The organism is Mycobacterium sp., assembly GCF_029961025.1.
In the GTDB taxonomy this organism is placed as follows: domain Bacteria; phylum Actinomycetota; class Actinomycetes; order Mycobacteriales; family Mycobacteriaceae; genus Mycobacterium.
In genome coordinates this window covers 25,823-52,579 of the sequence record NZ_JASBVP010000017.1, presented here as the reverse complement: position 1 = coordinate 52,579, position 26,757 = coordinate 25,823, and the positions used below count along the sequence as shown (strand labels likewise).

Below are 26,757 nucleotides of genomic sequence, written 5' to 3'. Positions count from 1 at the left end.
GGGGTGGAGGACTCGTTTTTCGATTTGGGTGGGGACAGTATCTCGGCGATGCAGGTGGTGGCGCGGGCCCGGGCGGCTGGGCTGCGGTGCCGGCCGCGTGATGTTTTTGTGGAGCAGACGGTGGCCGGGCTGGCCCGGGTGGTGGTGGCCGCTGGTGAGGCCGCTTCGGTGGATGAGGGTGTGGGGCCGGTGGCGGCCACCCCGATCATGTGCTGGCTGCGGGGGGTTGCGGGCCCGGTGGGCCAGTTCAATCAGACGCTGGTGCTGCAGGCGCCCGCGGGGGTGAGTCATGAGGATGTGGTGGTGCTGGTGCAGGCGTTGCTGGATCGGCATGCCATGCTGCGGGCGCGGGTGGACGATGACGGGGCTGGGGGGTGGCTGCTGCGGGTGCCCGAGGCGGGGTCGGTGGATGCCCGCGGGTGTGTGCAGGTGGTGGCGGAGGTGTGTGAGCAGGCCCTAGTTGAGGCGCGTTCACGGCTCGACCCGGCTGGTGGGGTGATGCTCAGCGCGCTGTGGGCGCCCGCGACCGGTCAACTGGTGGTGATGGTTCACCATCTGGTTATCGATGCGGTGTCGTGGCGGATCCTGGTGGAGGATCTCAACACCGCCTGGGCCCAGCGCCGCGGTGGGCGGCCGGTGGTGTTGCCGGTGACCGGGACCTCGTTTGCCCGCTGGTCGGGGGTGCTGGCCGAGTATGCGCGCCGCCCGGAGGTGCTGGCCCAGGCGGGGGTGTGGCGGCAGGTGGCGGCGGTTCCGGCGGTGTTGCCGGCGCTGTGTGCTGCGGTGGATACGTTTGCCGCCGCGGGGCATGTGTCGGTGTGGCTGGACGCTGAGATCACCGGGATGCTGCTGGGGGAGGTGCCGGCGGCGTTTCATGCCGGGGTGCAGGAGATCCTGTTGATCGCCTTCGCCGTGGCGGTGGCCGAGTTTGTGGGCGATCCCGACACGCCGATCGGTATCGATGTGGAGGGTCACGGGCGCCATGAGGAGCTGGCCGCCGGGGTGGACTTGTCCCACACGGTGGGGTGGTTTACCAGCAAGCACCCGGTGGCGTTGCGGGTGGGGGGATTGTCTTGGGCGCAGGTGCGCGCCGGTGGGGCCGCGCTGGGGGCGCTGGTTAAAGACGCTAAAGAGCAGCTTCGGGCCTTGCCGCACCCGTTGAGCTATGGGGTGCTGCGCTATTTGACTCCCGAGGTTGAGCTGGCCGGCGGGGATCCGGTGATCGGGTTTAACTATCTGGGGCGGGTGACGGCCTCGGCGGGTGGGCCGCCCACCGAGGCCGAGCGGTGGCGGGTCAGCCCGCAGGGCTTGGCGTTAAGCGCTCTCAGCGCGGCGATTCCCATGCCGTTGGCCCACAGCGTGGAGCTCAACGCCGCCGTCATCGACACCGGCAGCGGGGCGCGCCTGCACGGGGATTGGATGTGGGCGCCTTCGGTGCTTGATCGGCGCCGGGTTGGCCGGTTAAGCCGATTGTGGGGGGAGGCCCTGGCGGGGATTTGTGCGCATGTGCGCGCCGGTGGGGGCGGGTTGACTCCCTCCGATATCGTCCCGGCCCGGTTAAGCCAGGCCCAAATCGAGCAGCTGCAGCAGCGCTATCGGATCGCCGATATTTTGCCGTTGACCCCGCTGCAGCAGGGGCTGCTGTTTCACGCCCACACCGCGCGGGGGGACGACGATGTGTATGCGGTGCAGGTGGATATTGCGCTCAGTGGTGCCCTGGATCCGTGCCGGCTGGGTGCGGCGCTGCACACGGTGATCACCCGCCACCCGCATCTGGTGGCCCGATTTTGGGACCGCTTCGATGAGCCGGTGCAGGTCATTCTCGCCGATCCCGCCCCGGGGTGGGGGTATGTGGAGTTCGACGCTGAGCAGGATCCCGGCGAGCAGATCGAGCGGTTGTGCGCCGCCGAGCGCGCCGCGGTCTGTGACCTCGCCCACCAGCCGGCGTTGCGGGCGGTGTTGATCCGCACCGCGCCGCAGCGGCACCGGTTGGTGCTGACCAGTCACCACATCGTGCTCGACGGCTGGTCGCTGCCGATCCTGTTGGGTGAGCTTTTCGCCAGTTATCACGGTCAGCGGCTGGGTGCCCCCGGGTCGTATCGGCGGTTTGTGGCCTGGTTGGCCGGGCGTGATCGTGAGGGCGCCCGCGCGGCCTGGGGTGAGGTGCTTGCCGGTGTGGAGACCCCCACCCTGGTCGGCCCGGCGCAGCGGGTGGGGGTGGGGCCCCGCGGTGTGGCCGCGTTTCGGCTGCCCGAACAGATCACCCGGGAGCTGGGGGAGCTGGCCCGGGCGCATCACACCACCCTCAACACGGTGTTGCAGGGCGGTTTCGCGCAGCTGTTGTGCTGGTTGACCGGGCAGCATGATGTGGTTTTCGGCACCACGGTCTCCGGGCGCCCGGCGGAGGTGGCCGGTGCGGAATCCCTGGTGGGTTTGCTGATCAACACGGTGCCGGTGCGGGCCCGCCTGACCGCCACCACCACCGTCGCGGGGTTGCTCGATCAGCTGCACCGCACCCACCACAGCACGGTGGAGCACCAGCATCTGGCGCTGCCCGAGATTCACCGCATCAGCGGCCTCGACGTGCTGTTTGACACGCTGTTTGTCTACGAAAACTATCCGATTGACCCCGCGGTGTTCCCCGGTGAGCAGGGGCTGGCCATCACCGGGTTTCGGGTGCATGAATCCACCCACTACCCGCTGGCGGTGGTGGCCCAGCCCGGCAGTGAACTGGGTTTTCGCATCGAATACGACACCGATGTGTTTGATCGCGCCAGCATCGAGGCCCTGATCACGCGGTTGCAGCGGGTGCTGGCGGGGATGCTCACCGATCCGGGGCGGCTGGTGTCGGGGATTGATGTGCTCGATGAGGCCGAGCATGCCCGTTTGGGGGTGATCGGTCATCGGGGGGTGTTGGCCCGCCCCGGGGGTGGGGTGTCGGTTCCGGTGGTGTTTGCCGCGCAGGTGGCGCGCACCCCGGATGCGGTGGCGCTGTGCTGTGGGGGGCGCTCGTGGAGTTACCGGGAGCTGGATGCGGCCGCGGCGCGGCTGGCGGGGGTGTTGGCGGCTCGCGGGGTGGGCCCGGGGGGGTGTGTGGGGGTGCTGATGCCGCGGTCGGGGCAGGCGGTGGTGGCGATTTTAGCGGTGTTAAAGACCGGGGCGGCCTATGTGCCGATCGATCCCGCGCTGCCGGATGCGCGTATCGGGTTCATGCTGGCCGACGCCGAGCCGGTGGTGGTGCTCACCGCTGGGGGGCTGGGGTCTCGATTGGGGGGCTTTGCCGGGGAGGTCATCGATGTGGGGGCCCCGCTGGGGGGGCAGCCGGCCGCGGCGGTGGCGGGGCCGGTGGCCGAAGACATCGCCTACATCATCTACACCTCGGGCACCACCGGGGCGCCCAAGGGGGTGGCGATCACCCACCGCAACATCACCGAGGTGCTGGGGGGCGCGGGTGCCGGTGTGGGGCTGGGGCCGGGGCAGGTGTGGACGCAGTGTCATTCGCTGGCGTTCGACTTTTCGGTGTGGGAGATTTTCGGGGCGCTTTTGCATGGGGGCCGGCTGGTGGTGGTGCCCGAAGAAGTGGCGGGCTCCCCGGAGGATTTTCACGCGCTGCTGGTGGCCGAGCGGGTCAGTGTGTTGACCCAAACCCCCTCGGCGGTGGGGGTGTTGTCCCCGCAGGGGTTGGAGTCGGTGGCGCTGGTGGTGGCCGGGGAGCCCTGCCCGGCGGGGGTGGTGGATCGCTGGGCGCCGGGGCGGGTGATGATCAACGCCTACGGGCCCACCGAGACCACGATGTGTGTCACCGTCAGTGCGCCGTTGGTGGCGGGGGCGGGGGTGCCGCCGATCGGGTCACCGGTGGCGGGGGCGGCGGTGTTTGTGCTGGATGGCTGGTTGCGCCCGGTGCCGGTGGGGGTGGCCGGGGAGTTGTATGTGGCCGGTGCGGGGGTGGGCTGCGGGTATGTGCGGCGGGCGGGGTTGACCGCGTCGCGGTTTGTGGCCTGCCCGTTTGGGGGGGCGGGGGCGCCGGGGATACGGATGTATCGCACCGGGGATGTGGTGCGCTGGGGTGCTGATGGGCAGCTGGAGTATGTGGGCCGCGCCGATGAGCAGGTGAAAATCCGCGGGTATCGCATCGAGGTGGGGGAGGTGCAGGCGGCGCTGGCCGCCCTGGAGGGGGTGGGCCAGGCGGTGGTGATCGCCCGGGAGGACCACCCGGGGGACAAACGCCTGGTGGGATACATCACCGGGGGGGCGGACCCGGGGTGGGTGCGCGCGGCGCTGGCCGAGCGACTGCCCGGGTATATGGTGCCCGCGGCGGTGGTGCGGGTGGATGGTTTGCCGTTGACCCCCAACGGCAAACTGGATCGGCGCGCCCTGCCGGCCCCCGACTACGGGGACGCCGGGGGTTATCGGGCCCCCACCAGCGCGGTGGAGGAGATCCTGGCCGGGATCTACGCCCAGGTGCTGGGGCTTGAGCGGGTCGGGGTGGAGGACTCGTTTTTCGATTTGGGTGGGGATTCGCTGTCGGCGATGCGCCTGATCGCGGCGATCAACACCGGCCTGGATGCGGCGCTGCCGGTGCGGGCGGTGTTTGAGGCCCCCACGGTGAGAAGCTTAAGTCAACTCCTGCAATCAGGTAATGCCTCTGCGGAGGAAATAGTTCCGATCCAGACTCTCAAGAATGGCGTCGGCACTCCGGTTTTTTGCATTCATCCCGCAAGTGGCCTAAGTTGGCCATATCAGGTTCTTGGGAACTATCTGGATTACCCCATCCTTGGAGTTCAACAAATTCCACAGGATGGACAGGATGAACCTCAATCAATCTGTGATCTGGCAAAATGCCATGCCGACAGAATACAGAAGGCCCATCCTTCCGGACCCTATAACCTGCTCGGCTGGTCTTTTGGGGGTGTCGTGGCCCACGAAATTGCCATCGAGCTTCAGCGACGTGGATGCGTAATTGGTACACTGATCCTTCTCGATTCTCAACCCAGCATCGACAGCAGCTTGATACCTAACCGTGCCTTAAGGGAACAAGATGTTTTAGAAGAATTCTTACGATTCTATCGTATCGATACACCAGAACATGACACACCATACACTTACGACCAGATAGTGGAATTACTTAACGAACAGGATGCTGGAGAACTTCTCCGGTACAAGCATATTTTGGATGTTCTGCTTCGCAATTTCAACCGCAATATGCCGCTCTATCAAACTCACCGACCACGTGTTTTCAATGGTCATACGGTTATCTTTTCCGCTGTGCGTGGGCAGGGCGATCGCAGTGCGTTTCTTCTGGAAAGTTGGCGACCGTATGTCAGCGGTGACATCGCTATGTATTCGGTCGACTGTACGCATCAGGAGATGCTAACCAGCGAATCACTTAGCATGTATGATAAAGAACTCAAACATTCACTGGACCGTGTGGGTAGATAAACGACATGGCCAAATCTACGTCACAGCGGAAACACCGTCCGACCAGTGCATGGAATTTCAACTTCAGCTACACGTCAGGCTGGTGACCATGCTCGTCAGTGGCCCTGCTTGGATGCCGCTGCTCAAGCCAGGCGCTGCCTTTCACGGCAAACCGCCGTTATGACTGGTGTTCGCGCCCGAGGAATCGACTCCCGAAGCGTTTCGGCGTTGACGGTGAACCGGCACTTATGGCGAGTCCCCGATACTGAGTCCACCCGGTTCTAGATCTAGAGTCGGGTTTTGTTGTTCTGGATTCAGTTGATTTCGCAGGCCACAGGGGTGTGGGTGTGGCTCCATCGGGCAGCGTACTCGGCCGGGGTGAAGTAGCTGAAGTAGCCCAGTGCGGAGTGACGGTGCCGGTGATTATGTTCGTGCTTAACGTCGCCGATGACGACGCGGACCGCCAGCAGGTTGGTCCAGTGGTTGCGGTTGAGGCACTCCTTCCTGAGCCTGCTGTTGAACGATTCGATGTAGGCGTTGTCCCACGGCGCTCCGGGTGGAATGTCGGACAATCCGACTGTGCCGTCACAAAACTGTTGCAACGCTTGCGAAATCATCTCCGGGCCGTTGTCCATGCGCAGCACCAGCGGCGGTCCACCGGCGGAGGCGAACCGGGCGCTCCACGATGTTCAGCAGCGATTCGCGGGTGTGCTCGTCGAGCATCGACGCGATCTTGACGGCGTTGCCGTCGATGGTGGCGTCGAACTGAGAATCGATCGCCCCCATCACCTTGGGTGCGTCCGCGACGACCTGCGGCGCCGACGACACCCCCGCGCTTACGCGGCGAATGCGCCCGCCGCTGCGGTCCTTCCGCACCCCCAGCCGGTGGACCGTGTTTTCCCGACTTGGCTCAATTTAGTGCGCAGTTGCGTCGCCGATGGCGGTGAGGGCTTGGTGGAGGTCGTCGGGTAGTGGGTGTGCGGCAGTGAGGGTGTGGTCGCCGGCTTGGATGGTGATAGTCCGATAGCGACGGGCGGTGCGTATGAATTTCTTTATACTCCAGCCGGTTTGGCGTTCGATCCAGTGGCTGACGGCCAGCGCGGTGACGACGATGCTCAGGTGCGCTTCGATGGAGTCGCGTAGCCGATGGTAGATGGGTCTGGCAGCCAGGTCGTGCTTGGACATTCGGAAGCTTTTCTCGATGTGCCACAGCTGGTGGTAGGCGCTGATGACGAAGTCAGGGGTGTGGTCGGTCAGGTTGGTGGTGTAGCCCTTCCACCCGGCCAGGGCGCGGTTTTTGGCTTCCAACTCCCGGTTGACCGTTGTAGCGGCGCCGGTGAGCTGGATGTAGCGGTTGCGTTTGACCGGGGCTTTTCCGGCGACGGCCCGTTCGGCTTTGGCGATCTGCTCATCGATACCGTGCAGGGTGCGCCTGGCCCGGTCAACACGGTACTGGTAGTAGATCATCCGGTCAGGGACACCGCGGGTCTTCTCGGTCGAGCTGGCCGGCCAGGGTTGGGTCAGCACCAGCTGATCGGGAACCGTCTCGCCGGGGTGTTGGGCCTGCCATTCGCTGACCACACCGGGCAGATGTGGGATACGGGTGCCCAAGATGAACCGCACACTCGCAGCGTGCAGCGCGATCTGGTTGGCTTCGAGGATCATCCCGGCATCGGCGACTATCGTGACATCAGTGAGGCCGTGTGCGGTTTTGAAGGCGTTGATGACCGGCAGCATAGTCGCGGTCTCGACCTTGTTGCCCTCGAATGCTTCCACTGTCAACGGGAATCCTGATGCGTCGGTGAGTAAGCCGAGAACAATCTGGGGTTCGAGGCGTCGTTCCTTGGAAAAACCGGGTTCGCGGAATCCATCGCCGCTATCGGTCTCGAAGTACAGCGTGGACACATCGAAGAGCACCAGCGAGGTTGGCCCCAACCCGGCGTGCGCGGAGCGGGCCTTGGCCAGTGCTTGGCGCCAGCTGGGTTTAGCATAGGTCGGCAGACGGCGTTTGAGCGTGGCATACGAGGCCGCGGGTATTCCGATCTCATTGAGTACCCGGGTGGTGTCGAGCTTGCTGGCCGATTCGATGATCCTGGCCAGCGTCAGTTCACGAAACACGTTGTCGCTTTTGGTCGCTGACTCAAATCCAAGCACTCTGTAGGCTGTGCACAGGGCGTCCCACAAATGAGCCGCCTGCGACGAGGTGATCGGCAGCGGCTCAGTTCCAGCCGGGGCCTGCACACCCAGATCCAGCACTTGTTGGCCCGCGGTCAACCGCTGGGCGGCGGCTGCTTTCAACACGGCCACTTCCGCGGCATCGTGGGCTGAGCCGATGTGCTCGATCTGGCGGGCTCCGCGCCGCGAGGACCACACGACTTGTACCGCGACCGCCCCGGATGCGGTCTTCACGGTGCGGACATACGCCATCCAGGCAGCCTACGAACCCAAAATTAGTGCGCAAATCCCGGCCACGCGGCACCCAAACCAGCAGGTCAAACAGCTAACGGTCAAAAAACCCGGAAACGTGAGCCAAGTCAGGTTACGCGGCGAATGCGCCCGCCGCTGCGGTCCTTCCGCACCCCCAGCCGGTGGACCGTGTTTTTGTTGACCTCACGGCCCTCATCGTGGCGCAACGCCGCCCCGGCGCGCCGAAACCCCTGGCACGGATGTGTGGTGGCATACGCGGGCAGCCAGACCCGCAGATCGGCATCGGGTCGGCCGAGGTCTGCGCGACCGCAGTGCGCCGGGAGGTGGAACGAGCCAACCCGACCGCCGCGCCCGACAACCGCTCCCACATGCTCAACCCTCGTTGAGCATGCCCACGGCGCGACGCTTGGCGGCCGGGCTTGAGAATTTTCCCTTCGCAACCTCGCGCAACGCATCCTTCTGCAACTCCGCCTCGGCCAAAAGCCGCTTCAACCTCGCGTTCTGCCCCCGCAACTCCTTGAGCCGCCGGGCGGCGTCGATACCCATCCCGCCATAGGCGCACCGCCCGTTGTCCAGCGTCGCCGGCGACACCTCCAGCTCGGCGGCGATCTCCTCACCGGTCTTGCCTGCCGCCCCCAACTCATCCGCACGGCGCAGCTTGCGCACGATGTCCTCCGCGGAATGCCGCTTTCCGACCAGCCATGTGTTTCACCGTCCCTGCCAGCCCCATCCACGGGGCCACAGGACTCTAAAACAAGGCGGACTCATTCACCGGGAACACCCCACTTACCTCAAGCGCAAGCAGAGAAATCGTCACAACCCGGACCACCGCAGTGGCTATCCAACTCTCATGGAATCATTGGACGGTGCAAGAGCCGATCACCCCTATAACAGGCGCCATATATTCGGTGAAACTGTGATTTCGCCGGAGTCACTGGCGATCACCCTTCATCAGGGCGGTAAAACTTGGGGTGTGCTGTGACTCGGCAGACGATATTTGCACACCACATAAGCTGCTGGAATGTAGTGTCCCGCAGGATGAGAGGGGATTCCTGCAACAAATCCGCCGTCGAAGACGGGTTAGGGATGTCGCCGGTAGTTATGCCTAACTGCTACTGGCTGGGAAACAAGTACCGCGCTATCCATAGCGTCCATAGCGCTATCCATAGCGTCCATAGCGCTATCCAATGCAAAGTTATCCGAGTTCCAGTAGCACGGTGAGCGGACCGTCGTTGACCAGTTCGACGTCCATGTGCGCACCGAAAACGCCGGTTTCTACGTGCGCACCCAGCTTTCGCAATGCGTTTGCGAATGCTGTCACCAGCGGCTCGGCAACCGCGCCTGGAGCGGCGGCGTTCCATGAGGGTCGCCGGCCTTTCGCGGTATCCGCGTACAAAGTGAATTGGCTGACCACCAAGATTGGCGCATCAACCGCGGCAGCCGACTGTTCATCATCGAGAATGCGGAGGTGCCAAAGCTTTTCGGCGAGACGCTGCGCAATATCGGCATTGTCGCCGTGGGTGACACCGACGAATGCGAGCAGTCCCTGCCGGTCGGGCCGGATGGCGCCGACCGTTCGTCCCTTCACCGACACCGTCGCTCGTGACACCCGTTGCACCAATACCCGCACGGGTCCAGATGCTGCCATCGACCGAGGCGGGATGACCAGCCGAGGTAGCGAGTACGCTCATCCCGATGCTCTCCCCAGGAAGAGGTGAGAAGAGGTGTCGGTGCTGGTCGCGTTCTCCGTCACACCATTAGGTGTTGGCGAGAGCGTCGGTGAGATCGTCGCTGAGGCGGTGCGGGTAGTTCGAGACTCCGGTCTGCCCCACAAGGTCGGTGCGATGTTCACCGAAATCGAAGGCGCTACCTGGGGCGAAGTAATGGCCGTCGTGCAGCGCGCCGTGGAAGCCGTGGCGGCCCGAGCGCCCCGCGTCGACGCGGTGATAAAAGCGGACTGCAGGCCGGCGGTCACCGACGCGATAACGCGGAAAGTCACGTCGGTGGAGCGGTACCTGTCCAATCCGGTTACCGGCCCCTAAAACCGGGTCTCTCAGCCTTCAACCGCGGCCCGAAAGGCCCGCTCGGCCGCGTCGCCGTGGACCGCGAAGACCACTCGCTGCAGCGACCGCGGCTGGTGCTCCCGAACAGCGCCAACCATCAGCCGGGCTGCCTCGTCGAGTGGAAAGCCACCGACACCCGTGCCGAAGGCCACCAGCGCAAGGGAGCGACAGCCAAGCTCGTCGGCCTTGCGCAAGCTGGAGCGGGTGGCCTTCGCGATAATCTCTGCCGAGGTCGGTCCGCCGGGCTCCATCGTCGCCGCGTGGATCACATAGCGTGCGGGCAATGCGCCGGCAGTGGTTTCCACCGCCTCCCCGAGACCGATCGGCGCCCTCTCGCGCGACTCGTGCTGCAACTCGGGGCCGGCCGCGCGGGCGATCGCCGCCGCAACCCCGCCGCCGTGGCGCAGTTGGGTGTTGGCGGCATTGGTGATCGCGTCCACCTCGAGTTTGGTGACGTCGGCTTGAAGTACTTCTAACTCGATCATCGAGCTTATTCTCTCGCATCGCCCTGCGTTGCCCGAGAGTTGTGGTGACGGCCTGGTCCGGACGCTTCCACCGCCGCACAACCTCATCCACAGCGGGGGTCGAGTTGTCCACAGCCACGCACACCGGCGGTGAACCCCTCGATCTCGTCGAGCATCCCCGCTGCCGCCGAGCCTATATCGGGAATCTTTTCCAGTTCCCCATGGCGTGCGACCACGGCGTGCTTGGCGAGGCGCCGACCGTGGCCGGCCGGGCTGAAGGCCGGGGTTACCGAAGCACAGGATCAAAGCCGGAGCGCTGTTACGGGGTCAGCGTCTTGTCGAGAACGTGATAGGCGATGTCTCGCTTCAGATCCGTCACCGCACTTGGCGTAGCGAGTTCGCGGAAGCCGCACCACTACAACACCGCACCACGAGAAAGGCTGGTTCGCGAGGCCGCCGAGAACGCTCGGGACGCCCCTCACGGCCGGGCGGAGACACTCGCGAGGCGGTTCACCGGAGTTCGCCCCCGGCCGGCGGTGCGTAGTCTCGACCGGGTGAGCGCACGCGCGGGCATCGTGGTCACCGGCACCGAGATCCTGACCGGGCGGGTGCAAGACCGCAACGGCCCCTGGATCGCCGAGCGGCTCTTTGAGCTGGGGATCGAGCTGGCCCACCTCACGATCTGTGGTGATCGTCCGCCCGACATCGAGGCCCAGCTGCGGTTCCTGGCCGCCGAAAGCGTGGACCTGATCATCACCAGTGGCGGTCTGGGCCCCACGGCCGACGACGTAACCGTGGAGACGGTGGCCCGCTTCGCCGGCCGCGAACTGCTGCTGGACGCCGAGCTGGAGGACAAGATCGCCGCGATCCTGAAACCCATGGCGGCGCGCTTCGACCACGTCGACGTCGATGCGCTGCGAGCGGCCAACCGCAAGCAGGCCCTGATTCCGGCCGGAGCACAGGTGATCGACCCGATCGGCACTGCGCCGGGCCTGGTGGTGCCCGGGAAGCCGACGATTGTTGTGCTGCCGGGTCCGCCGCACGAACTTCAGCCGATGTGGCCGGCGGCGGTGATGACGCCGGCGGTGCAGCAGGCGATCGCCGGGCGAACGATCTACCGGCAGGCAACGGTGCGGATGTTCGGGCTGCCCGAGTCGGGTCTGGCCGAGACCCTGCGCGAGGCGCAACGTCGCATTCCCGGTTTCGAGTCGCTCGAGATCACCACCTGCCTGCGTCGCGGCGAGATTGAGATGGTCACCCGATTTGAGCCGCCCGCGGCGAACGTCTATGCGCAGCTGCTGGAGCTGCTGCGCGACCGGCACGGCCATCAGATCTACTCCGAAGACGGCTCATGGGTGGACGATCAGGTCGCGCGGCTTCTGGCCGGTCGGCGAATCGCGACGGCGGAGTCCTGTACGGCGGGGCTTTTGGCGGCCCGGCTGACCGAGCTCCCCGGCTCGTCCGGCTATGTTGCGGGTGGGGTGGTGGCCTACGCCAACGAGGCGAAAGTAGAGCTGCTGGGGGTGGACCCGGCGCTGATCGAGCAGCACGGGGCGGTGTCCGAGCCGGTTGCGCACGCGATGGCCAGGGGCGCGCTGAGCCGTTTCCGTGCGGACACCGCGATCGCGATCACCGGGATCGCGGGCCCCGGCGGGGGCACAGCGGAAAAGCCGGTGGGAACGGTGTGCTTCAGCGTGGCGCTGGCCGGTGGCCGGACGCTCACCCGAACCGTAGTGCTGCCGGGTAACCGCGCCGAGGTCCGCGAGCGTTCGACGACGGTGGCGCTGCACCTTTTGCGGCGCGCGCTGAGCGGCACCGCCGAGACGCAGGAGTGACCGAGCCATCTTGTGACAGGGTTGGGTCAGCCACTGCCACCGCAAATCCCGTGGAATCGCGGCCGGTCATCCCGTCGCTGACGCCGGGGACGTCAGCGGGTGATGCCGGTGTGACCCAGGGAGTGACGGCCCGGCTGGGGCCAGACCGTCAGCCCGTGCGGTTCGCTGCCCACCCTGATCGTGTGCAGCAGCCTGCCGTCAGCGGTGGAGAAGACATAGACGACGTCGTTGTAGCGGCCGGACACCCACAGCTGGGTGCCGTCGGCGGTGAGGTTGCCCATGTCGGGGCTGCCCCCACCGGGAATCCGCCACAGGCTGATCGGCGCGCCGGTGTAGGCGTCCAGCACAGAGATCGACCCCTCCGAACGGTTCGTCACGAACAGCCGGGTGGCATCGCGCGAGAAGTACAGCCCGTGGGCGCCTTTGCCGGTGGGAACAAACCGCAGGACCCGGCTGGCCGCGCCGTCGAGGATCCACAGTCCACCGCCGTCGCAATCGGCGATGTAGTACACCGAACCGTCCGGTGCGAGCCGCACATCCTGCGGGCCCATGTGGGTGTGACGCACCGGCATGTCAATCATGCGCAGCAATCGGTGAGTGGTGACGTCGACGACGGCGACACGCCCGGCGAATTCGCAGCTGAAAACCGCGGTGTGCCCGTCGACCGAGAAGTCGGCGTGGTTGATTCCCGCGCACGCCGGGATCGACGTCTTGTCCAGGAGCTGCCAGGTCACCGGGTCATACCAGACGAGCTCGCGCTGCCGCTCGGCTGCCGAGATCGCGAACCGGCCGTCGGGGGTGAAGTACAAGTTGTACGGATCGATGATCGGGATCTTGCGGCCCGGCTGACCGGTGCGCGGGTCGAAGGCGAGCATGAGGTTCCCGACGTCATCGGTGGCGTACAAGGTGCGCATGTCGTAAGCGGGCACAATGTGCTGGATCTCGCGGCCCACCGGGTACCTCCCGACCACCTCGTAGGTCGCCGGGTCGATCTCCCACACATCGCCCGAACGGTCATGTGGGACATAGACCAGCGGCCGATCGGCAGCCACCCCGGGGACCAGGCTGCCCGCACCCGCGTGGGCGTAGACGTTCAGCCGCTCGGGCGCCGTCGGTTTGGCGGGAGGCACGGGAGGCATTGTCAGAGGTGCAAGTTTCGGATCGCCGGCTCCCATGCCGGGTGCGGCGGGCACCGAAACCGGTGGGTGAACCGCCGGGCCCGCCGAACATCCGATGGCCAGCAGGGACACGGCCACCCATAACGACAGCAGGCGAAAGCTCACGGATTACCTGGCCGGGGGTTTGCTGCTGCTGTAGCATCCTGCCGCCGGATCTCCGGGCGTGCAAGCCCACACCGCAGCGCCGGCACGATCTGAGCCGGCCAACACGGGTTCTTCAACCACATTTGCTGCAGGGGGGAGCCCTGGATAGCGATGCCCAGCGCGGTGCCGCCGAAGGCCCGCCGGTAGCGAGTTCGGGTAACGAGTCGCCCGGCAGGCAACCCGACTCCGCCGGTGGCGCGCGGTGGCAGGATCAACGGGGTGGCATCTTTTCTCGTGCGCGCCGCGCTGACCGGATTCGCATTGTGGGTGGTCACCCTGTTTGTCCACGGGGTCCGGTTCGTGGGTGGCGAGACGACGGTGGAAAAGATCGGCATCATTTTCGTCGTCGCGGTGATCTTCGGTCTGGTCAATGCGTTCATCAAACCTATCGTGCAAATCCTGTCGATCCCGCTCTACATTCTCACCCTCGGTCTTTTCCACGTCGTCGTCAATGCGTTGATGCTGTGGATCACCGCCTGGATCACCGGTCACACCACCCACTGGGGATTGCAAATCGACCATTTTTGGTGGACCGCGATCTGGGCCGCGATCCTGTTGTCGATCGTGAGCTGGATGTTGTCTTTGCTGGTTCGCGATTTCTGGGCGTTAGGCGCGGGTGATCGCGGGTTGTGAACGCCGTGTCCTGAGACGGCTCAAGAATAAGGCTCAAGAATAATCCGGTTTTGCTGACGCCGGTTCCTGGGAACCGGGGTGGGCACCCGCGGGCACACCCGGGGTGTCGAGTCCAGCCGAAGTGTTGTAAGCAAGACCGTGATTGTCGTGTGCAGCCGGCCGATCACCGGATACCCTCGACGGGCAGTCACCGGCGATAGCGGTCGGTTGGCGTACCGCCATCCCCGGACACCACCACAGAATTGAGGGGCTATGAACGAATTCGATCCACAGGACGGTGAATCGCAAGTCATCGTCAGTCTCGCCGAGGCGGCGATGCACATGTACAACGCGGCCATCGACTCCCTGCCCTTCCCCGAGGACAAGAAGTTCCAGAAGCGGGCGGAGGTGGTGCTCTCCGGTTTGCGCAAACTGCGGGCAGCCCTGACGGAAGCGGCCGGCCGCAGCCGATCCACCCCCGCGGTGATCGTGGCGCTCAGTGATGTCAGGCGGCGCTACGACGATCTGATGGCACGCGCGGCGGCGGCACCGCAGTCAACGCTGGGACAGCAGCTGTATGCGGTCCGTATTCGCGCCAAACTGTCCGCCCCGGAGGTGGCGAGGGGGGCGGGACTTCGGGTGGACCTGCCGGATGCCCTGGAGGCCGGTGAAACACCGACCGACGAGGAGGCGGCAAAGGTTAAAGAGGTTATCGCTGCGCTCGGCGGGGTAGCCGGCTCCGAAGACTTCGAGCACACACCGCCGCCGGAGGAACACCTCGACGGGATGGACCACTCACTGCCCGCCAATGGCGCCGGCCAGCCGTTCGACACAGCGGTTTATTGAGCTGGTTTATCGAGCTGTCAGCGATTAGCACCGCCCGGCCATGTCACGTGCGCGGTATGTCCGGTGCGGCGAAGCCACCGAATCGACGAGAAGATACGGGCCTGCTGCGGCTTCCACGAGCAAAAGCGGGTTCTGCACGCTGGGGCAGCGGCGGCAGGCGGTGGTCGGTGGTGAACACCCGGTGGACTAGACCCAGCGCAACGATAACCGTGGTGGCCGCCACCGAACCGAGAATAAGGAACATGACCACGGCCTGCACGATTACGGCCTGCACCGGTGGCACGCCGGCCAAGATGAGGCCGGTCATGGCACCGGGCAGGAACACCAGCCCGGTGGCCTTGGTGGTTTCGACCTGCGGTGACACCGCAGCTCGCAGGGCGATACGCAGATAAGGCGTGGCCGCCTGGCGGGAAGACTGACCGAGCGCGAGCCGCGCTTCCACCTCGGCGCGTTTGTCGCGCAGCTCATCGACCAGACGCCGGGCCACTAGCACGGTAGCAGTCATCGAATTGCCGATCATCATGCCGGCGATGGGGACCAGGGTGCGAGCCTGGAGCGGAAAAACCCGCAGCCCGAACAACACTCCCAAGGTGATGACCGCTGCAACGGTGAAAGCGGCGACGGTCAGTGTCCCCAAACGTGGGACCTCGGGCGCCCGCCGGTGTGCGACGTCACCGGCGTAGAGGATCATGGCGGCGGTCCAGGCCCACGACCACCACAGCGACACACCCGGCTTTAGCAGCAGCGCCAGCAGTCCGCCGACCAGCAGGAGCTGGATCAGCGCGCGGGACGCCGCCCAGAGCACCTGCCGTTCCAGCCCAAGGCGCTGCCAGAGCGAGATCCCGGCTGCGATCGCCACCAGCGCCAGCGATGTCGTCAACCCAATCCAAGAAACCTGGCCGCTCACCACGGCACCTGCCCACGTCCCGGGTCGGCGATGACCGGTTCGATCCCCAGGCAACGGCCCCGCTCGAGGCGCAGGACCCGGTCGGCGATGCGCCGCACCTGCGCCTCGTCATGGCTGACCCACAGCGCACTCATTCCCAGGTCGGCCAGCTTTCGCACCGCCCGTTCGATCGCTATGGCCGTCTCCGCGTCCTCCGAGGAGGTGGGCTCATCCAGCAGAAGGACTTCCGGTCTCGCAATCAGGGCACGCGCCAGGCACATTCGTTGTGCCTCTCCACCCGACAGCGTGGTGGCGTCACGGTCGAGCCACGAGCCGGTCAGCGCCACCCGCGCCAGCACGTCACGCATCTGCGACTCGCCGGCCTGCGGATCGGCGATACGCAAGTTGTCGGCCACGGTGCCGGGGAATGGTGTCGGACGCTGAAAAGCCATGCCCACCCGGCGGCGTAACCGCAGCGGATCCAGGCCGGCGATGTCGGCTCCGCGGAATAGCACCCGGCCCGCGGTGGGAACCTCGAGCCGATTACACAACCTCAGCATCGTCGATTTGCCCGACCCCGACGGTCCGACCACCGCCGTCACCCCCTCGCCCGGTACGGCGGCCGTGAAACCGTCGAGGGCACGGACTCCGGCGCGCTCGACCACGACCTCTTCGAAGGCAAACAACGCTGGTTCGGTCACCACCCGCCAACCTAGCCCAGTCGCCGGGAGCCGACAGGCGTGGCCGAGGGGGACTCGTCGATACCACCACGACGGTCGCCGACGGGTGTCGTGCACCGCCACCCCACCCGCGACGCCAGGGCATCACCCCTGGAAGGTCCCGGTGAGGGTGGCCCGCGCGGTTGCGGCCTGCGCAATCGCGTGCGCTGCCTGCGCGCCGGCCGATCCCGCGGGCAATTGGAGCGGGGTGGAAAACTGGTAAAGGGTGAACCGGTAGTGGTGGGTGCCGCTGCCCGATGGCGGGCAGGGCCCGAAGTAGCTTTGCTGACCGCCGGAGTTGGCGATGCTGTGACCGTTGTCGGGAGTCTGACCGTCGGTGGTGCTGCCCGAACCGGGGGCTATCCCGGTCACGATCCAGTGGATGTACAGCCCGCCGACCGCATCCGGGTCATCGACAACGAGCGCGAGCTCCGCGGCATCCGGGGGAGCCGACCACGTCAACGGGGGCGCGATGTTGGCGCCTTTGCAGGTGAATTGAACCGGGATCGGCGCCCCGTCTGCGAACGCCGGGCTGGCGATCGTCAGGTGCTCAGCGACCGGCGTCACGCTGGACGGTCCGGCGGTCGTGGCTTGGGTAGCCGGTGGCGATGACGTCTTCCGACCGCCGGCGCAGCCGGTTTGCGCCACCAGGAGCGCCAGGCCGGCGGCTACCGCCACGACTTTGTTAACTACGCGCACCGTCGAGTCCTCAGTATCCATGGCCCCTAGTGTCGCGCTAACCGGGGTCCGAAATGCCTCGTTTGACGCATCTGCCGCTCGGTGCGGAAACTGCCGGGTGTCATGCGGCGTTGCTCAGCAGCGCGGAGGGCTGACAGTTAGTGACAGTTAGTTAGGTACGGGCGGCCAGTTCGGCCGCCTCCCGGGCACACCCCCAGGACAGGGTGACACCGCTGCTGCCATGGCCGTAGTTGTGAATGCAGCGAGCCCGCCGGAGGGGCTCGGCTGCCACCCGAACGGCGGGGCGGTCGGGACGAAGCCCGGTAATCGTCTCGACGACCTCCGCATTGTCCAGCCGCGGCTCGATCCGGCGGCAGCGGCGCAGGATTCGCTCCGTGATGTCAGGGTCCGGGCTGGTGTCCCAGCGTCCGGGAATGCGGATACCGCCGCAGACCACGCGTTGCGGATGCGGGAAATAGCAGGTCCATTCCGTGTCCGTGGTCAACTCGAGGAACAGCTGCTCCAAGCCGGGGTTGGTGAGCACGACGTGTTGGCCGAACACCGGTCGCACCGTCTCGTCGCCGGTCAAGTCGCGGGCGCCGAGGCCCGCACAATTCACGACCGTCGCCGCGGCCTCCGCGGCCTCCTCCAGGGATCGCACCGGATGCGTTTCGATTGTGCCGCCGGCCGCCGCCAGGCGTCCGGTCAGATAGACCAGGTATCGGGGCATGTCGATCAACGGCAGCGTGGCGTGAAACCCCATCCGGAAACCGTCGGGGATTTCGGTGGGATCCGCCGGACGCAGGTCGGGAACCAGCTCGGCGTGCGGTGCCAGCTCACCGGGTCCGGGTAACCCATCGGCCCTGGGCGGCTCATCGGGGTGGGGTGGCGCACCGACGATCAGCGCCGGCGCCAGACGCACACCGGTGGCGGGATCCTTTGATAGCTCGTGAAATGCGTGCAACGAGGTTTCGCTCCAGGCCAGGGTCTTGGTGACCGGTTCGGCGAACACCGGCGTCCACACCGCGCCGGCCACCGCCGACGTTGTTGCCTCCGGCATTGCGGCCGCCCACACGCGCACCGCCCAGCCGGACTCCGCCAGGCAGATGGCAGTGGTCAGCCCGCTGACGCCGGCACCGAGCACCAGCGCATCTCTCCGATCGTCCGCCATACCTGCACGGTAACCGAAGCACCCGCCGGCCACTGGTGGGCGCGGCCACTACCGTCGGGGTGTCCCCGCAGGGCAACGGGTCGGCGGCACCGTCAGGGCCCGGGAGCCGGCGGCGCACCGGGCTGGCCGACGACACCGTTGAGACCGCCGAGGATTGCCTGCAACGCCGACGGTGGCAGCCCCAGCGGAGGTCGGGTGTCCGCCGGGTCGGTCTTCTGCCACGGCTGACAGCCATCGGTCTTGAATGCCTTGTCGCTGGGATCGATCTGGACAACCTGCGGCTTTTTGGTCATAGCGTTGTCAACGATGTCGGTGCCGTTGGGGCCGCTGACCCGCTTCCAGTAGCAGGTTCCCTTGCCCACCGGTCCCGCCGAGCTGTAGGTGCCCGGCACGATATCGGTTCCCACCGCGTAGGTGCCGTCGTGGTCGATGGTGGTCTTGGGACCGGGCGGCGGCGACCCGGGCTGATGCGGATTGGGAGTAGGGCCGGGTGGCCCGGGTGGCTCGGCGCCGGCGATAGCCCCGGACGCGCCCCAGGCCGCCAAAACGAAAGCTGCAGCGACACTCACCGCTTTCATCGACCGCATCCACCAAAGCCTACCCGGGCAGCCGGCGCCGCGGGTCAGATACCCGGCTGCCACCCGCCTCACGTGGCGGGCCGTCACCGGGTGGCGTGTCGAGCATCGCCGGATGACAGCGGGATCACCCGGGCGCTATGCCGACTTTTTGATCAGGGGCAGCAACAGCTGGCGGCGACGGACGATCGTGTCAGCGAGGTTGTGCAACGCCTCGTGCACCGAAGACGTCACCGGGAATGCGGCCTCGTCGTAATAGTCACGAAGCACCTCCATCACGGCCGGACTGGCGACCAGCAACCACTGCACCCCGGCTGCGCCACACTCCTCATCGACAAGATACACAAGCGAGAAGCCAACCGGAGCAAAGGAATTCACACCGCTCAGGTCGAGCACAAGGGAGTTTTTCACCCGTGCGCATTGTCGGATATACGCGCCGATCCGATCGACGTTGCCCGGCTCGATTGCACCGTGGACCGCCACCACGGTCGCCAGATGACGGCAATGAGCCCGAATCTGGGCGCCGCCGCAGTCGAAGGCGGGGTTTCCGTATCGAGTCGTGGTACTCGCGAAAGTCATCAGCAGCCTCGTTCCGGAGAAATGCGCGGCCGACTAATTGCCCAGCCAACCTTGAGACTCCAACGTTAGCCCGCAAAATCTAAGGAGGCCGGAAGTAGCGTCTAACTCTTTGCTAAGAAACCACTTTCGTACCACGGTGTCAGCCTCAAGCAACATTCTGTTCCGACAGCTCACCCGCCGTGGTCAGCGGGCACGCTATGCGCTTTCCGGTCCCGGCGTGCCCCGGCCATCGCGGCGGACCCCGGTGGATTGCCATGCCCTACCCCTGTTCGCCCGCTATCCGCCCCTATCCGCAGTTGCCGGCCTTTCCCGGTAGCAACGGCGGTCTATCCGCGCGATTGCGGAGGTTTCGCTGTTAGTCTGCGAGGGCTGCGGGTTAACGTGCGCGGAACCGCGCAATGGCCGCCCGGCTGCGCCGGTGGCCGGCGGACCGGCAGCGTCGGCACAGAAAGAACAGAAAGAACAGAAAGAACAGAAAGAACAGAAAGAACAGAACAGAAAGAGTGGTGTGCATACCGCAGAGATCAAAGCACTGACCGGACTGCGCATCGTCGCCGCCGCGTGGGTGGTGCTGTTTCACTTTCGGCCGATGTTGGGTGACGCAGCCCCTGATTTCCGTGATGCGCTGGCGCCAGTGCTCAACTGCGGTGCGCAAGGTGTCGACTTGTTTTTCATCCTCAGCGGGTTCGTCCTGACCTGGAATTACCTCGAGCGCATGGGCCGGTCCTGGTCGGTGCGCGCCACCGTGCATTTCCTGTGGCTGCGGCTGGCCCGGGTGTGGCCGGTCTACCTGGTCACATTGCACCTCGCCGCCCTGTGGGTGATCTTCACACTGCATGTCGGTCATGTCCCGTCACCGGACGCGAGCCGGCTGACGGCGGCCAGCTACCTGCGCCAGGTCCTGCTGGTGCAGCTGTGGTTTCAGCCGTTCTTCGATGGGTCCAGCTGGGATGGACCGGCCTGGTCGATCAGCGCGGAATGGCTGGCCTACCTGCTGTTCGGCCTGCTTGTTTTGGCGATCTTCCGGATGAAGCAGACGACGAGGGCACGCAACCTGATCTGGCTGGCTGTGGCGGCGTCGTTGCCGCCGGTGATGCTGTTGTTGGTCAGCGGGCAGTTCTACACCCCGTGGAGCTGGTTGCCGCGCATCGTCACGCAATTCACCGCGGGCGCGCTGGCCTGTGCCGCCGTCCTCAGGCTACGGTTGACCGGCCGGGCCCGCCGCGCCGCCGGCTATCTCGCCACGCTGTTGATGCTCGCCATCGGTGGCATCCTCTACCTGCTCGACGCGCATCCCTTGAGCGGAGTGACCGACAGCGGCGGGATCGTTGACGTGCTGTTCGTGCCGCTGGTGATCACGCTGGCGATCGGCGCCGGGAGCCTGCCCCGATTGTTGTCAACCCGGTTGATGGTTTACGGCGGAAAGATCTCGTTTTGTCTCTACATGGTGCACGAGCTGGTGCACACCGCCTGGGGATGGGCCGTCGAGCAGTTCGAGCTTCCGCTGCAGAGCTTTCCGTGGAAGTGGAACGTCGTGGGCCTGGTGACGATCGCCGTGGGTGCCGCGGTCCTGCTGTATCACCTGGTCGAAGAGCCGGCCCGCCGGTGGATGCGCAAGATGGTCGATGTCCGCGGGGCCGATGCACAGCCCCGTATCGACCAGCGCCGCGGGCCGATGGGTGGCAAGCTCCAGTCGATCGACGGTGCACTTGCTGGGTGAGTCGGCCGGTTGCCGGTCCCATGGGCCGGTTGCTCGGCGAAAGCCGCGCGTTGACGCCGGGTTTTCCCGCGGGTAGGCCATCGGCCGGCGATAATTGCGGCGCCGGGCCCCTGCGTTTGTGACCCTGGAGGTAGCAGTTGAGCCGTCTGACGCCCTTCATCCTCTCACTGGCGTTGCTGGTCAGCACTGTCGGCGGACATCGCTTACCGGTGCGGATTTTTCGGACGCTGACCTTGGACACGCCGTTAAGCCTCGTCGCGGTGATCGGTGACTCCTACACCAACGGCACCGATGCGGGTGGTCTTGGTGCGCAATCATGGACGGCACGAGCCTGGCGCATGCTTGCCCAACGGGGGATGCGGGTCCTGGCCAATGTGGCGGCGGAGGGCAGGGCCGGTTACGTCGCGCGTGGCGATCACGGCAGCGTTTTCGAAGATCTGACCGCCGCCGCGGCCCGGCCCGACGACGCGCTGGTGGTGTTCTTCGGTTCCCGCAATGATCAGGGGGCCGACCCCGCATTGCTGGCCGAAAAAGCGCGCGATACCTTCGGTTTGGCGCGCCGCGTTGCGCCGACGGCGAGACTGTTGGTGATCGGGCCGCCATGGCCGACGGCCGATGTTCCCGACGGCATGCTGCAGATCCGCGACATCCTCAACGCCGAGGCCCGCGCCGCCGGAGCAACATTCGTCGACCCGATCGGCGACCGCTGGCTCGTCGGCCGGCCCGATCTGATCGGACCGGACGGTGTGCACCCCAACGACAACGGCCATGCCTATCTGGCGGACAGGATCGCACCGCTTATCGGCGCCCAGCTATCCCGGCGGCCCTGACCACCCGCCAGTCTTCAGCGAAGGTCAAACCGGTCGAGGTTCATCACTTTATCCCACGCCGCCACGAAGTCACGCACGAACTTCTCCTGCGCGTCGTCACAGGCGTAGACCTCGGCCAGACCGCGCAGCACCGAGTTGGACCCGAAGATCAGGTCAACGGCGGTAGCCGTCCATTTGAGCCGACCGGTGGCGCGATCGCGAACCTCGTACACATTCTCCGCGGACTCGGACGCCTTCCACTCGTTGGCCATGTCGCACAGGTTGACGAAGAAGTCGTTGGTCAACGTCTCCGGCCGATCGGTAAAGACGCCGTGCTTGGATTGGGCGAAATTGGCGTTCAGGGCACGCATGCCGCCGACGAGAACCGTCATCTCGGGTGCGGTGAGGTTCAGCATGTAGGCGCGGTCCACCAACAGGTGTTCCGGCGGCTGCTTTTCTCCGGCCCGCAGGTAGTTGCGGAACCCGTCGGCCTTCGGCTCGAGAACGGCGAACGACTCCACATCGGTCTGCTCCTGAGAGGCGTCGGTACGCCCGGGGGCAAACGGCACCGTGATGTCGTACCCGGCTTTCTTCGCCGCCTGCTCGACGGCCGCGCACCCGCCCAGGACGATCAGGTCGGCAAGCGAAATCCTCTTCCCCCCGGACTGCGAGCTGTTGAAGTCCTGCTGAAGCTTCTCGAGTACTTGCAGCACCTTAGCCAGCTCCGGCGGGTTATTGACCTCCCAATCCTTTTGCGGCGCAAGGCGAATGCGTGCTCCGTTAGCACCACCGCGCTTGTCGGTGCCGCGGAAGCTCGCCGCCGACGCCCACGCGGTGGACACCAGCTGGGAGATGGACAATCCCGATCCGAGGACCTTGGTCTTCAAGGCGGCGATGTCCGCATCCGAGACCAGTTCGTGGTCGACCTCCGGGACGGGATCCTGCCAGAGCTGCGGCTCGGGAACCCAGGGCCCGAGGTAGCGCGAGACCGGCCCCATGTCACGGTGCAGCAGCTTGTACCACGCCTTGGCGAACTCTTCCTCCAATTCCTCGGGGTGATCCAGCCAGCGGCGGGTGATCTTGCCGTAGATGGGATCCATCCGCAGCGACAGATCCGTCGTCAGCATTGTCGGAAGCCGCTTGACCGACGGGTCGAACGGGTCGGGGATAACGGGCTCGGCGTCTTTGGCGACGTATTGCCACGCCCCGGCGGGGCTCTTGGTCAGCTCCCATTCGTAACCGTAGAGGGTCTCCAGGTAGCTGTTGTCCCACTTCGTCGGGGTAGGCGTCCACACCACCTCCAGGCCGCTGCAAATCGCGTCCCGGCCTTTGCCGCTGCCGAACGCGCTCTTCCAGCCCAGGCCCTGCTGTTCTATCGGGGCGGCCTCGGGTTCGGGACCTACCAGGTCGGCGGGGCCGGCGCCGTGGGTCTTGCCGACCGTATGGCCACCGACGATCAGTGCGGCCGTCTCGACGTCGTTCATCGCCATCCGCCCGAAGGTCTCGCGGATGTCGATGGCCGCCTTGAGCGGGTCGGGATTACCGTTGGGTCCTTCAGGATTCACATAGATCAGGCCCATCTGCACAGCGGCGAACGGCTTGGCAAGCTCCCGGTCACCGCGGTAGCGCTCGTCACCAAGCCAGGTGTGCTCGGGGCCCCAGAAGACCTCCTCGGGCTCCCACATGTCCTCTCGCCCGAAGCCGAAGCCGAATGTCTTGAACCCCATGGCTTCGTAGGCACAGTTGCCGGCAAAGATGATCAGGTCCGCCCAGGAGATCTTGCGGCCGTACTTCTTCTTGACCGGCCAAAGCAGCCGGCGCGCCTTGTCGAGGAGGCAGTTGTCGGGCCAGCTGTTGAGCGGGGCGAAGCGTTGAGCGCCCTCACCGCCACCGCCGCGGCCGTCGTGGATGCGGTAGGTGCCCGCGGCATGCCAGCTCATCCGGATGAAAAGCGGTCCGTAATGCCCGTAGTCGGCCGGCCACCAATCCTGCGAGGTGGTCATCACCTCGAAGATGTCGCGTTTGAGCGCCTCGACATCGAGTTTCTTGAACTCCTCTCTGTAGTTGAACCCCGCCCCCATCGGGCTGGTGGATCCGTGCTTGTGCAGCACCGAGAGATCCGGCTGGTTGGGCCACCAGTCCCGGTTGGTCATGGGTCGGCCCGACTCGGGTGCGGGGGCGGAGATTGCCGGGCTCGTCGTGCTTTCGGACACTGGATAATTCCTTTCAGGAGTAGGTGAATAGGTCACGCCGGCGGGGTCGAGCAGTCGGGGCATAAACCCCAGTAGATGACCTCCGCCTCGTCAAGGTCGAACCCGTAGTCATCGGATGGGGTCAGACACGGGGCCTCACCCACGGCGCAGTCGGCGTCGGCGATCACCCCGCAGGATCGGCAAACGACGTGATGGTGGTTGTCGCCGACCCGTGATTCATAGCGAGCGACAAAGCCCGATGGCTGGATCCGCCGGATCACACCCGCTGCGGTCAGGGCATGCAGTACGTCGTATACCGCTTGACGGGAGACCTCGGGCAGAACGCTGCGCACCGCTGCGAAAATCGTGTCGGTGTCCGCATGTGGGTGCACCCGCACCGCCTCCAGCACGGCGACCCGCGGACGGGTTACACGCAAACCGGCCATCCGCAGCCGCGGCGCGTACCCCGACATGTGGGACACCACACAATCGTTGCACTTTTCTGGACTCAGTCAATACTTCTGCCGGTCGCTTTTAATCCCGCCGGATGCCCGCCCGGGTCGACGCCTCGGTGACCGGGTATCGGGTCCGGGGTTGCCGGGTTGAGGATTTCACCGGGGTTACCGGCGGGCGCTGCCTCTTCGCCGGGGCGGGACGGTGCTCCGTCCCGGGGTCTTGTCGAACGCCACAGCCACGTTGCCGTAGCTGCCATCGTGGCCAGCAAGACGACGAGGTAGCTCCCTGGGACGATGTCGTTCCACATTCCGCCGGGCCGCAAGGAGAGCACCCCCGTTTCCGGGGTACCGCCCCGCACGGCGGTCGGCCAACCCGCCAGTAGGGCCCACGAAAGCCATAGCGCCCAAGCCGAATACCCGCATCCCAGGAGGTACGCCCGGTATCCGAGGTGAACCAATAGCGGCGTGAACCACACCCAGTGGTGGCTCCAACTGAACGGGGCAGCGGCGGCCGAAGCCATCCCCACGACGGCTGCGGCCAGCACGGCCTGACCCAGCCGGTGGGCGAGCGCAGCGAGCGCCAGGGCGGCGAGGGTGAGCGCAATCGTTGCGCCGATGACCAGCGGATCCGGAACGTGCAGACGAAGCAGCAATCCCGCGGCGGAGGTGTTGGCTCGCGGATCCTGGGAGATGCGGCCGACGTCATGAAAGCCTTCCCGCAACCAGTAGTAGCGGGAGTCGGCGGGAAACAGCGCGAACCCGACACCGATAGTGGCGGCAAACGTTGCGGTGGCCACCAACGCAGCGCGCCGACGCCCGATCATGGCCAGATAGACGATGAACAACGCCGGGGTCAGCTTGATCCCGGTCGCCAGGCCGATTCCGATGCCCGCCCATTTCCGGTGGGCCGACCCTAAGAGGTCCACAAGCACCAGTGCGAACAGCGCGATGTTGATCTGGCCGAGCTGCAGGGAAAGCCTGAAGGGCTCAAGCCAGGCCGCCAGACCGATCAGCAGCGCTGCGAGGCTCCACAATTCACCCGGCCGGGCAACCCGCAGCGCCCTCAGCATGCGCCAGACCGCGCAGGTCAATAGGACGCCTGCGGTCGGCAACCACACCAGCTCGGCGGCCCGCTCGCTGATGAATGTCAACGGCAAGAAGCACAACGCCGCGAATGGGGGGTAGACGAACAGCAACTCTTTGCGATTGCCGGTGAGGCCGACCGAATAGAGATCGCATCCGTCCCAAGCCCGCATCGCCCCGAAGCGGTAGACCTGCAGATCAACCTGGGCCGGCAGGGTGGGCCAGTGCGCATACGCCGCCACATAGAGCAGTGTTGCGACGGCCAGGACGGCCGGACCCCCGCGGCGAATCCACGGTGAAGCCGTCCCGATGGGTGCGCCGTACCGCCGCGACTTTCTCCTACCCGGCGCCAGACCCCGGATCCTGTCCTGATTCACGAATGACCCAGGGTACCCACCGAAAGTTCCGCGCTTTGGCGGTGCTCGGCGGGCGGCAAGGCAATTCGTTTGCAGCTGGGCGGGACCCGCGGGGCGGGTGATGTGGAACTAAAGTCACAGCCTATGACGACCCCGTCCAACCTGTGGGGCGGCAACGGGGGACACCCGTCCCGGCGGCCAGGCGTGCGAGAATCGATGCTCAGCAGCAGACAGGCGCGACGCCTAAGTCAGCGGTTTGCCGGCGTCGGCGTGAAGATACCTGCGACCCGTCTTCAGCAAATAGCGGCGGGCGCGCCCGCCGGCTCCGACGAGTTGTTGTCTGTGGATTTCGCGCTCGCGGCGATCGAGATAAGACGTGCAGAACGCCTTGCGCGGTTAAAACGCCGGCGGCGATGCTGGATCCGATGGCTTGTCGTCGGCGCCCTGGTTCTGGTCGCGCTGAATCTACTGCTGTGCATAGTCTGTTTGTTCGTCGGCCTGACACTGCACGAGTGGCCGCTGTAACCGGCTCGGCGTGGACTCAACG

26 protein-coding genes are annotated in these 26,757 nt (G+C 65.8%); 8 read left to right on the top strand and 18 right to left on the bottom strand.

From position 1 onward, the window contains the following. The coding region (locus tag QJR12_RS16775; protein ID WP_300584502.1) for a non-ribosomal peptide synthetase at window positions 1-5,439 on the top strand (5,439 nt) is incomplete at its 5' end. A 293-nt stretch (window positions 5,440-5,732) separates the two neighbouring features. On the opposite strand, the gene QJR12_RS16770 is transcribed toward QJR12_RS16775, so the two are convergent. From QJR12_RS16770 to dtd, 6 genes are all read right to left on the bottom strand, one after another. Continuing rightward, complete coding sequence (locus QJR12_RS16770) at window positions 5,733-6,053, bottom strand: integrase core domain-containing protein (protein WP_300584500.1); 321 nt, start codon at window positions 6,051-6,053, stop codon at window positions 5,733-5,735. Next, on the bottom strand, window positions 6,004-6,246 hold the full coding sequence (locus QJR12_RS16765) for a hypothetical protein (RefSeq protein ID WP_300584498.1): 243 nt from the start codon (window positions 6,244-6,246) through the stop codon (window positions 6,004-6,006). Before QJR12_RS16765 ends, QJR12_RS16770 begins: the two co-directional genes overlap by 50 nt. An 87-nt stretch (window positions 6,247-6,333) precedes the next feature. Then, the gene (locus QJR12_RS16760) at window positions 6,334-7,845 is read right to left on the bottom strand and encodes an IS1634 family transposase (RefSeq protein WP_300575285.1); all 1,512 of its coding nucleotides are present in this window, start codon (window positions 7,843-7,845) and stop codon (window positions 6,334-6,336) included. Window positions 7,846-7,952: 107 nt separating this feature from the next. Further along, a complete protein-coding gene (locus QJR12_RS16755; protein WP_300584496.1) occupies window positions 7,953-8,213 on the bottom strand; it encodes a hypothetical protein in 261 nt (86 codons plus the stop codon). A 4-nt stretch (window positions 8,214-8,217) separates the two neighbouring features. Then, window positions 8,218-8,511 carry a transposase gene (locus QJR12_RS16750; protein WP_300584494.1) on the bottom strand — a complete coding sequence of 98 codons (294 nt, stop codon included), beginning with the start codon at window positions 8,509-8,511 and terminating at the stop codon, window positions 8,218-8,220. A gap of 529 nt (window positions 8,512-9,040) precedes the next feature. Continuing rightward, window positions 9,041-9,475: a D-aminoacyl-tRNA deacylase gene (gene dtd / locus QJR12_RS16745; protein WP_300584492.1), complete on the bottom strand. Its 435-nt coding sequence runs from the start codon at window positions 9,473-9,475 to the stop codon at window positions 9,041-9,043. A gap of 94 nt (window positions 9,476-9,569) precedes the next feature. Between dtd and QJR12_RS16740 the strand changes: the two genes are divergently transcribed. Continuing rightward, window positions 9,570-9,887: an MTH1187 family thiamine-binding protein gene (locus QJR12_RS16740; protein ID WP_300584490.1), complete on the top strand. Its 318-nt coding sequence runs from the start codon at window positions 9,570-9,572 to the stop codon at window positions 9,885-9,887. 11 nt (window positions 9,888-9,898) lie between these two features. Here QJR12_RS16740 and QJR12_RS16735 read toward each other — a convergent pair whose 3' ends face one another. Beyond that, window positions 9,899-10,393 carry a macro domain-containing protein gene (locus QJR12_RS16735; RefSeq protein ID WP_300584488.1) on the bottom strand — a complete coding sequence of 165 codons (495 nt, stop codon included), beginning with the start codon at window positions 10,391-10,393 and terminating at the stop codon, window positions 9,899-9,901. 83 nt (window positions 10,394-10,476) lie between these two features. Continuing rightward, on the bottom strand, window positions 10,477-10,608 hold the full coding sequence (locus QJR12_RS16730) for a hypothetical protein (protein WP_300584486.1): 132 nt from the start codon (window positions 10,606-10,608) through the stop codon (window positions 10,477-10,479). A 318-nt stretch (window positions 10,609-10,926) separates the two neighbouring features. Here QJR12_RS16730 and QJR12_RS16725 point away from each other — a divergent pair, with 318 nt between their 5' ends. Beyond that, on the top strand, window positions 10,927-12,207 hold the full coding sequence (locus QJR12_RS16725; RefSeq protein WP_300584484.1) for a competence/damage-inducible protein A: 1,281 nt from the start codon (window positions 10,927-10,929) through the stop codon (window positions 12,205-12,207). 92 nt (window positions 12,208-12,299) lie between these two features. On the opposite strand, the gene QJR12_RS16720 is transcribed toward QJR12_RS16725, so the two are convergent. Beyond that, entirely contained in the window at window positions 12,300-13,346 is a 1,047-nt protein-coding gene (locus QJR12_RS16720) for a hypothetical protein (RefSeq protein WP_300584482.1), read from the bottom strand. 402 nt (window positions 13,347-13,748) lie between these two features. Here QJR12_RS16720 and QJR12_RS16715 point away from each other — a divergent pair, with 402 nt between their 5' ends. Both QJR12_RS16715 and QJR12_RS16710 read left to right on the top strand, forming a co-directional pair. Next, on the top strand, window positions 13,749-14,162 hold the full coding sequence (locus tag QJR12_RS16715; protein ID WP_300584480.1) for a phage holin family protein: 414 nt from the start codon (window positions 13,749-13,751) through the stop codon (window positions 14,160-14,162). Between the two features lie 252 nt (window positions 14,163-14,414). Further along, complete coding sequence (locus tag QJR12_RS16710) at window positions 14,415-14,987, top strand: XRE family transcriptional regulator (protein WP_300584478.1); 573 nt, start codon at window positions 14,415-14,417, stop codon at window positions 14,985-14,987. Between the two features lie 43 nt (window positions 14,988-15,030). On the opposite strand, the gene fetB is transcribed toward QJR12_RS16710, so the two are convergent. From fetB to QJR12_RS16680, 6 genes are all read right to left on the bottom strand, one after another. Further along, window positions 15,031-15,894 (bottom strand): iron export ABC transporter permease subunit FetB, encoded by an 864-nt coding sequence (gene fetB / locus QJR12_RS16705; RefSeq protein WP_300584476.1) that lies wholly within the window; start codon window positions 15,892-15,894, stop codon window positions 15,031-15,033. Further along, on the bottom strand, window positions 15,891-16,574 hold the full coding sequence (locus tag QJR12_RS16700; RefSeq protein ID WP_300584474.1) for a phosphate ABC transporter ATP-binding protein: 684 nt from the start codon (window positions 16,572-16,574) through the stop codon (window positions 15,891-15,893). The genes fetB and QJR12_RS16700 overlap by 4 nt, the downstream gene beginning before the upstream one ends. 123 nt (window positions 16,575-16,697) lie before the next feature. Then, on the bottom strand, window positions 16,698-17,312 hold the full coding sequence (locus QJR12_RS16695; protein ID WP_300584472.1) for a YbhB/YbcL family Raf kinase inhibitor-like protein: 615 nt from the start codon (window positions 17,310-17,312) through the stop codon (window positions 16,698-16,700). A 130-nt stretch (window positions 17,313-17,442) separates the two neighbouring features. Beyond that, complete coding sequence (locus QJR12_RS16690) at window positions 17,443-18,441, bottom strand: FAD-dependent oxidoreductase (protein ID WP_300584470.1); 999 nt, start codon at window positions 18,439-18,441, stop codon at window positions 17,443-17,445. Window positions 18,442-18,533: 92 nt separating this feature from the next. Then, a complete protein-coding gene (locus QJR12_RS16685; protein ID WP_300584469.1) occupies window positions 18,534-19,028 on the bottom strand; it encodes a hypothetical protein in 495 nt (164 codons plus the stop codon). Between the two features lie 126 nt (window positions 19,029-19,154). Continuing rightward, entirely contained in the window at window positions 19,155-19,595 is a 441-nt protein-coding gene (locus QJR12_RS16680; RefSeq protein WP_300584467.1) for an STAS domain-containing protein, read from the bottom strand. Window positions 19,596-20,103: 508 nt separating this feature from the next. On the opposite strand from QJR12_RS16680, the gene QJR12_RS16675 reads away from it, so the two are divergent. Together QJR12_RS16675 and QJR12_RS16670 are read left to right on the top strand one after the other, a co-directional pair. Next, window positions 20,104-21,315: an acyltransferase gene (locus QJR12_RS16675; RefSeq protein WP_366526321.1), complete on the top strand. Its 1,212-nt coding sequence runs from the start codon at window positions 20,104-20,106 to the stop codon at window positions 21,313-21,315. A gap of 137 nt (window positions 21,316-21,452) precedes the next feature. Continuing rightward, window positions 21,453-22,145: a GDSL lipase gene (locus QJR12_RS16670; RefSeq protein WP_300584465.1), complete on the top strand. Its 693-nt coding sequence runs from the start codon at window positions 21,453-21,455 to the stop codon at window positions 22,143-22,145. Between the two features lie 14 nt (window positions 22,146-22,159). On the opposite strand, the gene katG is transcribed toward QJR12_RS16670, so the two are convergent. The 3 genes from katG to QJR12_RS16655 are packed head-to-tail and all read right to left on the bottom strand — an operon-like array spanning window position 22,160 to window position 26,231. Continuing rightward, the gene (katG, locus tag QJR12_RS16665; protein WP_300584463.1) at window positions 22,160-24,337 is read right to left on the bottom strand and encodes a catalase/peroxidase HPI; all 2,178 of its coding nucleotides are present in this window, start codon (window positions 24,335-24,337) and stop codon (window positions 22,160-22,162) included. A 32-nt stretch (window positions 24,338-24,369) separates the two neighbouring features. Then, window positions 24,370-24,798 (bottom strand): Fur family transcriptional regulator, encoded by a 429-nt coding sequence (locus QJR12_RS16660; protein ID WP_300584461.1) that lies wholly within the window; start codon window positions 24,796-24,798, stop codon window positions 24,370-24,372. A gap of 26 nt (window positions 24,799-24,824) precedes the next feature. After that, window positions 24,825-26,231 (bottom strand): glycosyltransferase 87 family protein, encoded by a 1,407-nt coding sequence (locus tag QJR12_RS16655; protein WP_300584459.1) that lies wholly within the window; start codon window positions 26,229-26,231, stop codon window positions 24,825-24,827. 123 nt (window positions 26,232-26,354) lie between these two features. Between QJR12_RS16655 and QJR12_RS16650 the strand changes: the two genes are divergently transcribed. After that, the gene (locus tag QJR12_RS16650; RefSeq protein ID WP_300584457.1) at window positions 26,355-26,735 is read left to right on the top strand and encodes a hypothetical protein; all 381 of its coding nucleotides are present in this window, start codon (window positions 26,355-26,357) and stop codon (window positions 26,733-26,735) included. Window positions 26,736-26,757 lie beyond the last annotated feature (22 nt).